The sequence below is a fragment of the Azospirillum oryzae genome (genome assembly GCF_900177515.1).
In the GTDB taxonomy this organism is placed as follows: Bacteria; Pseudomonadota; Alphaproteobacteria; order Azospirillales; family Azospirillaceae; genus Azospirillum; species Azospirillum oryzae_A.
Window position 1 is genome coordinate 330,873 of the sequence record NZ_FXAK01000004.1, and the last position, 12,314, is coordinate 343,186.

General features: G+C 70.5%; 8 protein-coding genes and 1 pseudogene. 5 read left to right on the forward strand and 4 right to left on the reverse strand.

The window, feature by feature from the left end:
* Position 1: 1 nt before the first annotated feature.
* Positions 2-868, reverse strand: coding sequence for a hypothetical protein (locus tag B9N97_RS08500; RefSeq protein ID WP_085085292.1), 867 nt, complete (start codon positions 866-868; stop codon positions 2-4).
* 190 nt (positions 869-1,058) lie between these two features.
* On the opposite strand from B9N97_RS08500, the gene B9N97_RS08505 reads away from it, so the two are divergent.
* Complete coding sequence (locus B9N97_RS08505) at positions 1,059-2,426, forward strand: nucleotide sugar dehydrogenase (protein ID WP_280174747.1); 1,368 nt, start codon at positions 1,059-1,061, stop codon at positions 2,424-2,426.
* A gap of 289 nt (positions 2,427-2,715) precedes the next feature.
* Here B9N97_RS08505 and B9N97_RS08510 read toward each other — a convergent pair whose 3' ends face one another.
* Both B9N97_RS08510 and B9N97_RS08515 read right to left on the reverse strand, forming a co-directional pair.
* Entirely contained in the window at positions 2,716-3,390 is a 675-nt protein-coding gene (locus tag B9N97_RS08510; RefSeq protein ID WP_244560617.1) for a DUF2076 domain-containing protein, read from the reverse strand.
* Positions 3,391-3,496: 106 nt separating this feature from the next.
* Complete coding sequence (locus tag B9N97_RS08515) at positions 3,497-5,116, reverse strand: hypothetical protein (RefSeq protein WP_208621181.1); 1,620 nt, start codon at positions 5,114-5,116, stop codon at positions 3,497-3,499.
* Between the two features lie 312 nt (positions 5,117-5,428).
* Between B9N97_RS08515 and B9N97_RS08520 the strand changes: the two genes are divergently transcribed.
* The 3 genes from B9N97_RS08520 (at position 5,429) to B9N97_RS08530 (ending at position 10,216) form a co-directional block, all read left to right on the forward strand.
* A complete protein-coding gene (locus B9N97_RS08520) occupies positions 5,429-7,411 on the forward strand; it encodes a tetratricopeptide repeat protein (RefSeq protein WP_085085294.1) in 1,983 nt (660 codons plus the stop codon).
* A 103-nt stretch (positions 7,412-7,514) separates the two neighbouring features.
* The gene (locus tag B9N97_RS08525) at positions 7,515-8,726 is read left to right on the forward strand and encodes a putative DNA modification/repair radical SAM protein (RefSeq protein WP_085085296.1); all 1,212 of its coding nucleotides are present in this window, start codon (positions 7,515-7,517) and stop codon (positions 8,724-8,726) included.
* A gap of 2 nt (positions 8,727-8,728) precedes the next feature.
* Complete coding sequence (locus B9N97_RS08530; RefSeq protein ID WP_244560618.1) at positions 8,729-10,216, forward strand: UdgX family uracil-DNA binding protein; 1,488 nt, start codon at positions 8,729-8,731, stop codon at positions 10,214-10,216.
* Between the two features lie 139 nt (positions 10,217-10,355).
* Here the strand turns inward: B9N97_RS08530 and mtnA are convergent.
* A pseudogene (mtnA, locus tag B9N97_RS08535) lies at positions 10,356-11,492 on the reverse strand (S-methyl-5-thioribose-1-phosphate isomerase).
* 175 nt (positions 11,493-11,667) lie between these two features.
* Here mtnA and B9N97_RS08540 point away from each other — a divergent pair.
* The coding region (locus B9N97_RS08540; RefSeq protein WP_085085298.1) for a phosphorylase family protein at positions 11,668-12,314 on the forward strand (647 nt) is incomplete at its 3' end.

Here is a 12,314-nt window from a genome sequence, read left to right on the forward strand (position 1 = left end):
CTTAGCCCCCAACCACCCCACGCATGAGCCGCAGATAGTCGAGCACGCGGGCGGTGCGCCAGTCGGGATCGGCCCAGCAGCCGGCCTCCCGCGCGCGGCGGCAGGCGGCGACCGCTTCCAGCCGGGGCTGGTCGGTCAGCGGGCGCAGGTCGGCGGGAATGGCGGCCAGACAGGCGGCGAGATCCGCGGGCGGAGCGGGGCCGGTCTCCAGCCAGCGTTCGGCATCCCGGAAGCGGTCACGGCACATCAGCGCGATCATGTAGTCGCAGGCCGATTGCAGGCCGGGCGCCAGCCGGCCGGGGCTGACCGACAGGACCGGCAGCAGGGGCGCCAGCGTCGGCGCTAGATGGTTGGCGTAGAGCGTCGCCCCCCAATAGCGCTCCGCCGTCTGCCGGAAATGGTCGAGATCGCGCACCGGCACCAGGCCGGAGGCCTCGATGGGCAGGATCTCCACCTTCGGCTTGGTGACCACCACCGTGTCGTTCGAGACGTCGACATAGAGCGCGCCGACCTGCAGCGCGTTCTGGAAATACTGGTCGCGCAGGACGCCCCAGACGCTTTGCAGCACGCCGCCCTCTTCGACGAAGGCGCGCAGCGCGCGCTCCACCGGGCCGGCCGGCTGGGCCAGACGCTGGAAGAGGCGGGCGAAGAGGTCGCGGGTGATCTCCTCGCAGCGGCCATAGGGATAGGGCTTGCCGCCGGCCGGCGGCAGGCCGGCGAGCGCCCGGTCGCTCTCCTCGCGTAGCGCCATGAAATAGCCGTGGAGCGCACCCCCGTCGCCACCCAGGTGGCGGGCGGTCAGCGCCGACTGGCGGTCGTCCACCGGGGCGGTCTGCTGGGGCAGGAGGGGCGGGGAGGGCGGCGTCATGGCGGGCGGGGTCCGTCGTTTTCAGGGAAGTTGGCACCCTTCGCCGTCCCGGCGCCAGAGTTTCCGATCTCCGGCACCCACGCGGGACCCGGGGGTTGCGCAAAGCCGCGCCGGCCGTCACACATTGGCTGCCGCAGGCGGAACAGCCGTCCGAGCGGCCCAGTCCTTCAGAGCATCGATACGGAACGGCATGATGAGCACAGCGGACACCGCACCCGGTATCCAGACCCTCGACCTCGGGTCTCTGGAAAGCGCCTATCGCGGCCGCAGCGCGCGGGTGGCGGTGGTCGGGCTCGGCTATGTCGGGCTGCCGCTGGCCCTGGCGCTGACCGGAGCCGGCTTCGCGGTCACCGGCTTCGACATCGACCCGGCCAAGGCGGCGGCGCTGAACGGCGGGCGCTCCTACATCCGGCAGATCGCCGACGGGCGCGTCGCCGAGGCGGTGGCGACCGGGCGGTTCCGGGCGACGACCGATGCCGGCGAGTTCGCCGCCTGCGACGCCGTGATCGTCTGCGTGCCCACCCCGCTGTCGCCGCAGCGCGAGCCGGATCTGAGCTTCGTCGAGGCCTCCACCCGGCTGATCCGCGACCGGCTGCGGCCGGGGCAGCTGGTGGTTCTGGAATCGACGACCTGGCCCGGCACCACCGACGAGGTGATGCGGCCGATCCTGGAGGAGACCGGGCTGCTCAGCGGGCGCGACTTCTTCCTGGCCTATTCGCCCGAGCGCGAGGATCCCGGCAACATCAGCTTCACCACCAGCACCATCCCCAAGGTGGTGGGCGGCGACGACGAGGGCGCGCGGCGGCTGGCGGTGGCGCTCTACGAGCAGGTGGTGCCGCAGGTGGTGCCGGTGTCGGGCACGCGGGCGGCGGAGGCGACCAAGCTGACCGAGAACATCTTCCGCTCCGTCAACATCGCCCTGGTGAACGAGCTGAAGATCGTCTTCGAGCCGATGGGCATCGACATCTGGGAGGTGATCGAGGCGGCGAAGACCAAGCCCTTCGGCTTCATGCCCTTCTATCCCGGCCCCGGGCTGGGCGGCCACTGCATCCCGATCGACCCCTTCTATCTGACCTGGAAGGCGCGCGAGTACCAGATCTCCACCCGCTTCATCGAGCTGGCGGGCGAGGTCAACACGATGATGCCGCGCCATGTGGTCGACCGGCTGGCCCTGGCGCTCGACCGCCGCGCCGGCATCGGGCTGAGCCGGGCGCGCATCCTGCTGGTCGGCATGGCCTACAAGAAGAACGTCGACGACAGCCGGGAATCGCCGGGGCTGCGGCTGATGGAGATGCTGCTGGAGCGCGGGGCGGCGGTCGAGTACCACGACCCCTTCATCCCCGTTCTGCCGGTCACCCGCGAGCATGCGGCGCTTGCCGGCCGGACCTCCATCGACTGGACGGCGGAGACGCTGGCGGGCTTCGACGCGGCGGTGATCGTCACCGACCATGACGGCATCGACTATCACAGCCTCGCCGCCCATTGCCCGCTGGTGGTCGACACCCGCAACGCCATGCGCGCCGTGGAGGGCTTCGCCGACCGCGTCGTGAAAGCCTGACGACGGGGCTGGGTGGCCGGCGTTTGGAACAGCGTGGAACAGGTTGGGCGCCGCTGTTCCAAACCCCGGGCTGACGCCGGTGGGTGGAACAGTGTGGAACACACCGCGTGGTGCTGTTCCATCCGCCGGCCATGCTGCCTGATGCACGACCTCCTGGCGTCGGGGAGCGGGGGGCTGGGGGGCGGGCATGGCGTCGGCTCCGCAAGAGTGAAACCGACGCCATTTTATAGGAATTAAGTCCCGGGCGGTGGCGTTAAGTTCAACGCCATGCCACCCGGCACCGCCGGGATCACAGCTCCTCTTCGCCGCCGAAATCGCCCCAGCCGCTGTCCTCGACCGCCTGTTCGGCATGGTCGGTGGCGGCGGTCGCCGCGTCGGTGGCCGCACCGGCCGCCTCGGCAGCCACGGCTTCACCGCCGGAGAGCATGCTGGAGAGCGCGCTGCCGATCAGCATGCCGCCGGCCACGCCGGCCGCCGTCTGCATGGCGCCGGCCATGAAGCCGCCGCCGGCCCGCGGCTGCTGGGCATAGCCGGCGACGCGGGGATCGCCATAGGCGGGAGCGCCGGGGGCGGCGGCCGGACGGCCCCAGGGCGACCCCGGCGGCATGGCCGCCTGGGCGGCGGCGGGATGCTGGTACTGCGGCTGGGGAGCCGGCCTACCACCGCCGAACAGGCTGCCGAACAGGCCGCCACCGCCGGACTGGGCCGGAGCGGCGGGGCGCTCGCGCAGCTGGCGCTCCAGCTCCTCGTTGCGGCCCTGGGAGGCGGCGAGCGCCTGCTCCATCATCACGATGGCCTGGGCCATCAGATAGGGGGCGGCCGGCTGGCGGGCGATGCGCTCGCGGATCAGCGCCTCGGCCTCGGGATCGCGCGGGCCGGATTGCGCCTCGGCCTGATGCAGCTTGGCGAACAGGTCGTCGATGATCTGGCGTTCGGTCTGGTCCATGGCGATGCTCGTCTTCATCAAAAGGTTGGGAAGGAATCGGAGGAAGAAGTCCCGGCACCGACGCCCCGCGGGGGCGCAAGAAGGCTGGCGCCGGCCTGCATCCGCAAGATGGGTCAAGATGGGATTAGATCTGGGTAAGGGGGGGACATGCCTCGTTCCGGTGCGGAGCTGTCGGTGTTTTATGGTCCCTCCAAGTGCGCTGAACCTCCCCATGGCTGACGCCGGGGGTTCTGGGGGTGTCTGAGCTGGACCTCTCCGCGGCTCTCGCTTGCGCTACAGCATCCGCGGCCTCGGTCCAGCGACCCTCCCCCTGCAACGGACGATCCGCTCCGACGCCCTTGCGGACGGTGGGAAGGGCAAAGCCCACCCCGATCGCAGATTGGTTGAAGCCCAACGCCGCCCGTCTCAGCAGCGGTTCCGCAGCCACCCAATGCAATGCGCATTGGGATGCGTCGAGCCTGTCCTGTTCGACGAAGCGCGCCAACCACGCCGAGTACAAATCGCGCTGCACCCGGCTGCCATCGGCGAACACATGCCACCGCTGGGACAGCGGCTTTTTCACGTACTCGCCCGTGTCGTGGCTGACCTGCGACAGCCGCGTCGTCCGCGTTGCAAACTCGACCACTGAAGCACCGGCACTCGCAGCCTTGCGCTTCAGCGTCGAGACGAACAGGGACGGCGCGCGACGCTTCACGCTCCGGCCGAAATTCCTCTGGAAACTCCGGTAACTCACTTTCTCCATCTTGATGGTGTCGCCCTGCGCCAGCACACGATTGGCGAGTTCGCCCTGCGCGCGCTTGCGCTCGGCCGCCAGACACCGTTCCACCTCGGCCTTCTTGGCCGCCAGGACGCGGTAGCGGCGCGAACGCACTGTGATGCGCGCACCCCGGCGGTACGTGCCATCCGCATTGAAGGCGTCGGGGTTGGTGGCGCGGCGGGACCGGTCCATGGCGCGCTGGAGACGGCGGATCGCCCGATCCATGTCGGCCACGCCTGGGCAGAACGGCTCCAGCGTGGCATCCGTGTCCGACACGGCGGCGATGGTGCTTGGCCCGAGATCCAGGCCGACGATGCCCGCGCCAACCGGCAGGCGGTCCTTGCGCGGCACCAACCCCTCCTGCACCAGTTGGGCGTACCAGCGCGTCTTGCCACGCACGTTACGGCGCAGGACACGGACGTACTTGGTCCGGCACGACAACGCCTGCTCCTGCCAACCATCGCGGTCGCGCGGATCGCGCAGGAGCGGCAGGACGAGGCCGTCCCACAGCACGACAGGCTTTTCGTCCTGCCAACGCAGGCGAATCACCGCGTCACCTTTACCCTCGACCGAGTGCAGGCGGGTCTTGCCCTTGAAGCGGGGGCGCCCCCGCTTGCCGAAAGCGTGCATCTGCACCGCTTTGAAGGCGCGCAAGGACGTGGTCTGCGTGTCGTGGCTGCCAAGGTGCAGGCCAATCCAGCAGGCATCCCGGCACAGCTCGGCGTGTTTCTGGACAGACGCCGACGAGAACCCGAAGCGCAACATCACCGCCTTGAACAACGCGGTGCGCTCCTTGCTCTTGGGCCGGCTACAGGCGGCCTGCCAGTCCTTGGACTGGCGCATCAGGGCAAGGCGCTTCAGCGCCTCATCCAGGCAGGCGTTGTAGATATGCCGCGCCGCCTCAAGACGCACCGCCAGTACACGCTCGTCCGCCGCGTTGGTGCGCAGCGGGAACTCGGCGATGAAGGACGGGGTGGCGGCGCACATGGGTGGGACGCTCCTCTGGTTGTCAATGACCTGCGTAATGACGACAAGCGGCGCGACTTCCATAGTCAAAGCCATGGACTTGCGTGCTGCCAAGGTCGTGCTCTTGGTCACGCCCGTCGGCGCAAAAGCAGGTGAAGAGATCCGACATCGCGACCACGTCTAAGTCGCCAGAGGGGCCCGGATCCAGGTGATGAGCACGTGGCCCCGTCCCGCTTTCCTGTCAAGACGGCACCCCCAACAATTTGCGACGCGATGAGGAGCGGAACCGGAGCGGGACTTGTACCGGCAATTCCCCCCACCCTATAAAGGGCGATGGCAACGGTGCAGGAAGCCCTGGTCGCGGCGCTGGATCATCAGGAGGCCGGGCGCTTCGCCAAGGCCGACCTGCTGTATCGCCGCATCCTCGCGGCGTCCCCCGGCCATCCCCATGCGCTTCACCTCTGGGGCATCCTGGCGGCGCTGACCGGACGGCCGGAGGAGGCGATGGACCGGATCCGCCGCGCCATCGCCGCCGCTCCCGACATCGCCGATTTCCACGTCAACCTGGCGCGGGTCGAGGCCGCGCTGAACCGGCCGGACCACGCCGCCCGTCTCTACGCCACCGCCGTCGTCCTGCAGCCGGAGGCGGTGGAGACGCGCTTCCAGCTGGCCGGGCTGCTGCAGGATCTGGGGCGGCCGGACGAGGCGGAGGAGCAGTATGACGCCCTGCTGACGGTGGCGCCGCTCCACGCCAGCATCCACCTGAACCGCGCGCTGCTGCGCGAGGCGCAGGGGCGGTTCGCCGGGGCGCGGGACGGCTTCCGCGCGGCGCTGGTGCTGGAGCCGGCGCATGCCAAGGCGCTGCTGCGGCTCGCCGCGACGGAGCGGGAGCTGGGGCGGGGCGGGGCCGCCCTGGCCACCCAGCGCCGGGCGATGACCATCCTGGACGATCCGGCGAAGGCCGGGCTGTTCCCGCCCCTCGCCACCCTGTTGGCGGATGAGGGGCTGCCCGAGCGGGCCGTGCAGGCCATGCGCATCGCCGTGGCGCTCACCCCCGGCGATCCGGCCTTGTGGAACGAGCTTGCCAACCGGCTGAAGGGGCTGGGACGGCTTGCGGAGTCGGTGGCCGCCTATGGCCGCGGGCTGGGCCTGCTGCCGGGGAACCCGGTGCTGCTGAACAACCGCGCCGACGGCTGGCTGAAGCTGGGCCGGCTGGAGCCGGCGGAAGCGGACGCGCGGGCCGCCGTCGCCGCGAACCCCGGCTTCGCCGGCGGCTGGAACACGCTGGGCTCCGTCCTGATGGCGCGGGGCAGGGCCGGCGAGGCGCTGGGCGCCTTCGAACAGGCGGTCAACGCCGATGGCGACGCCCCCCAGGCGCGTTTCAACCGCTCCATCGCCCTGCTGACGCTCGGCCGGCTGGCGGAGGGGTGGGACGACTATGAGCTGGGCTGGGCCGTGCCGTCCGGCCGCTTTCCGCGGGCGGAGTTCCCCCAGCCGCTCTGGGACGGCAGGCCGCTGGGCGACGGCAGACTGCTGGTGTGGGGCGAGCAGGGGCTGGGCGACGAGGTGATGTTCGCCAGCCTGATCCCGCAGCTGGCCGGGGAGGGGGTGCGGGTGGTGCTGGACTGCGACGCGCGGCTGGCCCCGCTGCTGTCCCGTGGCCTGCCGGGCGTCACCGTGGTGGCCCGCCGCGAACCGCCGGACGAACGGCTGACCGCGCCGGATGTCGTGGCGCAGATCCCGGCCGGCAGCCTGCCGCGCCTGATGCGCCGCCGGATCGAGGACTTCGCCGGCCGCCAGCCCGCCTTCCTGAAGGCCGATCCCGGCCGGGTGGCGGAGCTGCGGCGGCGTCTTGAGGATGGCCGGGGAGACGGGCGCCGGCTGATCGGGGTGTCCTGGAGCAGCAAGAATGCCGCCGTCGGGCATCTGCGCTCCATCCCGCTCGCCCGGCTGGCGAAAGCGCTGGAGCGGCCCGACGTGGGGCTGGTCAGCCTGCAATATGGCGACGTCGCCGCGGAGGCCGCCGCCGCCGGCGTCACCGATCCGGGGCTGGATGCCTGGGGCGACATCGACGGGCTGGCGGCGCTGATCGCCGCCATGGATCTGGTGGTGTCGGTCGACAATTCGACCGTCCATCTCGCCGGCGGGCTCGGGCGCCCGGCCTGGGCGCTGCTTCCCCACAGCGCCGAATGGCGCTGGATGCAGGGGCGCCACGACACGGTCTGGTATCCGTCGGTCCGGCTGTTCCGGCAGACCGCGCCGGGCGACTGGGACGGCGTGCTGCGGGAACTGGGCGAGGCGATGCGGGAGGGCTGAAGGGGTGGGCCGAAGGCACGATTTTGCCCCCGCCATTCGGCTTGCCTTTTGCTTTCAAAAGAACATATTGCGAACATCTTCAAGGGAGAGGGAAGCCTCCACGGTGGATGACGCGCTGCTCGACAAGCTCGAAATTCTCGCCGACGCGGCGAAGTACGACGCCTCCTGCGCGTCGTCGGGGGCGAAGCGGCGGACGGGCGGGCCGGACGGCATCGGCTCGACCACCGGGGCGGGCATCTGCCATGCCTATACGCCGGACGGGCGCTGCGTCTCGCTGCTCAAGATCCTGCTGACCAACTACTGCCTGTTCGACTGCGCCTACTGCATCAACCGCCGGTCCTCCAACGTGCGCCGCGCGCGGTTCAGCGTCGACGAGGTGGTGCGGCTGACGCTGGGCTTCTACAAGCGCAACTGCATCGAGGGGCTGTTCCTGTCCTCCGGCATCATCCGCTCGCCCGACCACACGATGGAGCAGCTGATGCTGGTGGCGCGCACGCTGCGGCGCGACCATGGCTTCGCCGGCTACATCCACCTGAAGACGATCCCGGAGGCCAGCCCCTGGCTGATCGAGCAGGCCGGGCTGTGGGCCGACCGGCTGTCGATCAACCTGGAACTGGCGTCCGACCGCAGTTTGAAGGAGTTCGCGCCGGAGAAGGACGGCACCGCGATCAAGGCGGTGATGGGGCAGGTCGGCGAACGCATCACGGAGGCCAAGGAGGAAAAACGCCGCTTCTCCCCCGCCGGGCAGAGCACCCAGATGATCGTCGGCGCCGACGCCTCCACCGACCTGTCGGTGCTGGAGACCAGCGACACGCTCTATCGCCGCTATGGGCTGCGCCGGGTCTATTATTCGGCCTTCAGCCCGATCCCGGAGGCCAGCTCCGCCCTGCCGGCCAAGCCGCCGCCGCTGCAGCGCGAGAACCGGCTGTACCAGGCCGACTGGCTGCTGCGCTATTACGGCTTCACGGTGGAGGAGATCGCCGCCGGGGGCGAGGGCGGGATGCTGGATCTGGGCATCGACCCCAAGCTGGCCTGGGCGCTGAAGAACCGCGAGCGCTTCCCGGTCGACGTCAACAGCGCCGACCGCGAGATGCTGCTGCGCGTGCCGGGGCTGGGGGCGCGGGCGGTGGACAAGATCGTCGAGGCGCGGCGCCACACCACCTTGCGGCTGGAGGATGTGGCGCGGCTGTCGTCGGGGCTGAAGCGGGCGCGCGCCTTCCTGATCGCCGCCGACCACCATCCGGGCGGGCTGACCGACCGCGCTGACCTGCGGCAGCGGCTGGTGGCGCCGCCCAAGCAGCTCAGCCTGTTCTGAACATGCATCGTGTGGACCTGAAGGACGGCGCCGACCTCGACGGCTTCCGCCGCGCGCTGCGCGGGCTGGTCGCGCTCGGCGTCGAACCGGGCGAGGTGGTGTGGAGCGTCGGGGCGACGCCGTCGCTGTTCGGGGATGACGCAACTCTGCCGGCGGATGCGCCGCCGGTGTCGCTGCCGCGGCCGGTGGGGGCGCTGATCGAGAACGTGGTCTGCCACCGCGATCCGGAACGCTACGCCCTGCTGCACCGGCTGGTGTGGCGGGTGCTGCGGGGGGAGCGCGACATGCTCGACCACCATGCCGACCCGCTGGTCCACCGGCTGGCGCTGCTCGACAAGGCGGTGCGGCGCGACCTGCACAAGATGCACGCCTTCCTGCGCTTCCATGAGGTGCGCGACCCCGATGGAACGGAACGCTACGTCGCGTGGTTCGAGCCGGACCATTTCATCGTCGAGGCCACCGCCCCCTTCTTCGTCGAGCGCTTCGAGAGTCTGGTCTGGACCATCCTGACGCCGGTGGGCTCGCTGCACTGGGACCGGCGCTCGCTGACCGTCGGGCCGGCGGCTTTGAGGCCGGAAGGGCTCGACCGCGACGACCGCTTCGCCGAGGGCTGGCAGCGCTATTACGAGAGCACCTTCAACCCGGCGCGGGTGAACCCCACGGCGATGCGGGCGGAGATGCCGCGGAAATACTGGGCCAACCTGCCGGAAGCCGCCGCCATCCCGGCCATGATCCGCTCCGCGCCCGCGCGGGTGCAGGCGATGATCGAGGCGGAGGCCGCCGCCCCCCGCCGCCGCAACCCGGACAAGGCCGTCGCCGCCATGGCCCGGCAGGAGCCGGTGACGCTGGCCGAGCTGAACCGCATCATCCTGGCGGCGGATCCCCTGGTGCCGGGGGCGACCCAGGCGGTGCCGGGCGAGGGGCCGGAGGGGGCCGCCATCGCCATCGTCGGCGAACAGCCGGGCGACCAGGAGGACCTGGAGGGCCGCCCCTTCGTCGGCCCGGCCGGCCAGTTGCTGACCCGCGCGCTGGAGGAGGCCGGGATCGAGCGCAGCGCCGCCTACCTGACCAACGCGGTGAAGCATTTCAAGTTCGTCGCCCGCGGCAAGCGCCGCCTGCACCAGTCGCCGACCGCCGGCGAGGTGAAGCATTACCGCTGGTGGCTGATGAAGGAGCTGTCCTTCGTCCGCCCGCGCCTGGTGGTGACGCTGGGCGCCACGGCGGCGCTCGCGCTGACCGGGCGCAGCGTGGTCGGTCCTGCGGGAACGCGGGCCGATGGGGTTCGGCGACTGGGGAAGGCTTCGTCACCGTCCACCCGTCCTACCTGCTGCGCCTGCCGGCCGGCAAGGGGGCGGAAGCAGGCCTATCGCGACTTCGTCGCCGACCTGCGGCGGGCGCGGGAGGGTGGTGGAAGGGGCGGGTTGACGGCCTCAACGGGTATGATCGAGTATTCCATGAGGAGCAGTCATGACCGAGATCGAACGTCCTGACCATCACCTTGGCGGACTGCCCTGCCGCGCCAGGAATTCGCGTCGCTGAAGGCGGATATTAACCGAGGCATGACCGATCTGGCCGAGAGACGCCTGACGGACTTCGATGCCGAACGGATCGCCGAACGGGGGGAAAGCATTATCCGCCCGCTCCCGCTCCACCCTGACCGAGGCGACCGTCAGTGAACGGCACCCCCCTCACCCCGCTCCGGGAACGCCCGAGCAGTCCGTCGCGCGTGGCGGGGCAGACGCCCGCGTTCGGTGATCAGGCCGGTCACCAGCCGGGCCGGGGTGACGTCGAAGGCGTAATTGGCGACCGGGCTGCCCGGGGGTGACGCGCACCGTCTCGATCCGGCCGTCGGCGGTGCGGCCGGTCAGCTCACTCACCTCGCGGCCGTCGCGCTCCTCGATGGGGATCTCCCGCACGCCGTCGCCGATGGTCCAGTCGATGGTCGGCGACGGCAGCCCGACATAGAAGGGCACGCCGTTGTCGTGTGCGGCCAACGCCTTCAGATAGGTGCCGATCTTGTTGCAGACGTCGCCGGTCGCGGTGGTGCGGTCGGTGCCGACGATGCACAGATCGACCTTGCCATGCTGCATCAGGTGGCCGCCGACATTGTCGGCGATGACGGTGTGGGGACGCCGTGATGCTTCAGCTCCCAGGCGGTTAGGCTGGCGCCCTGGTTGCGCGGCCGCGTCTCGTCCACCCAGACATGCAGCGGGATGCCCTGCTCGAAGGCGGCATAGACGGGGGCGAGCGCCGTGCCCCAATCGACGGTGGCGAGCCAGCCGGCGTTGCAGTGGGTCAGCACGTTGACCGGCTCGCCCGCCCCCTTGCGCGCGGCCGCGGCGCGGATCAGGGCGGCGCCGTGCAGGCCGATGGAGCGGTTGATCCCGACATCCTCGTCGGCGATGGCCGCGGCCTCCGCCTCGGCGGCCCCGACGCGCCGGGCCTCCGGCAGCGGGCCAGCAGGGCGCGCATGCGTTCCAGCGCCCAGCGCAGGTTGACGGCGGTCGGACGGGTCGCCAGCAGGGTGGCGCAGGCATGCTCCAGCCCGCGGTCGGGGCGTCGGCGCGCAGGGACGCCATAGGCCGCCGCCGCACCGATCAGCGGCGCGCCGCGCACCAGCATGGCGCGGATGGCGTGGGCGGCCTCCTCCAGGCTGGTCAGGCGGACGACGGCGAAGTCGTGCGGAAGCCGGGTCTGGTCGATGATGGCGACGGCCCCCTCGCCGTCCGGCCAGATGGTGCGATAGGCCGTCCCGTCGATCCGCATGACATGACACTCCATTTGAAGCCGGCCCAAAACCGGCCTGGATCCACAACAGGATGGGCGAGGGTAGGGGTGAATGGACCCGCATCAATCTGCTTGTGGCCGCTTGTGGAGGAAGTCCGCTGTTCTCCCGGTCTGCCCGGAATAGTCGCACCGGCTTCAGCGGGGAGAGCAGGGCATGAGCGGTGATGCGGTTGGCGAAACGGTTGGCAGTGCGGTTCTGGGCGTGATCGGCGGCAGCGGCCTGTACGACATCGACGGGCTGGAGAACACCCGCTGGGTCAAGGTGACCACGCCCTTCGGCGACCCGTCCGACGAGCTGCTGACCGGCGAGCTGGCGGAGCAGAAGCTGGTCTTCCTGCCGCGCCACGGCCGCGGCCACCGCATCCCGCCGGAGCTGAATTTCCGCGCCAACATCCACGCGCTGAAACAGCTGGGCGTGACCGAGATCCTGTCGGTGTCGGCGGTCGGCTCGCTGAAGGAGCATCTGCCGCCGGGCACCTTCGTGGTCATCGACCAGTTCATCGACCGTACCTTCGCCCGCGACAAGACCTTCTTCGGCAGCGGGCTGGTCGCCCATGTGGCGCTGGGCCATCCGGTCTGCGGCCGGCTGGGCGACCTGATCGAACAGGCGCTGGTCGAGCTGGACATCCCGCACCAGCGGCGCGGCACCTACATGGTGATGGAGGGGCCGCAATTCTCCACCGTCGCCGAATCCAACCTCTACCGCAGCTGGGGCTGCGATCGGCATGACAACATGCCGGAGGCCAAGCTCGCCCGCGAGGCGGAGATGTGCTACGCGACCGTCGCCATGGTCACCGATTA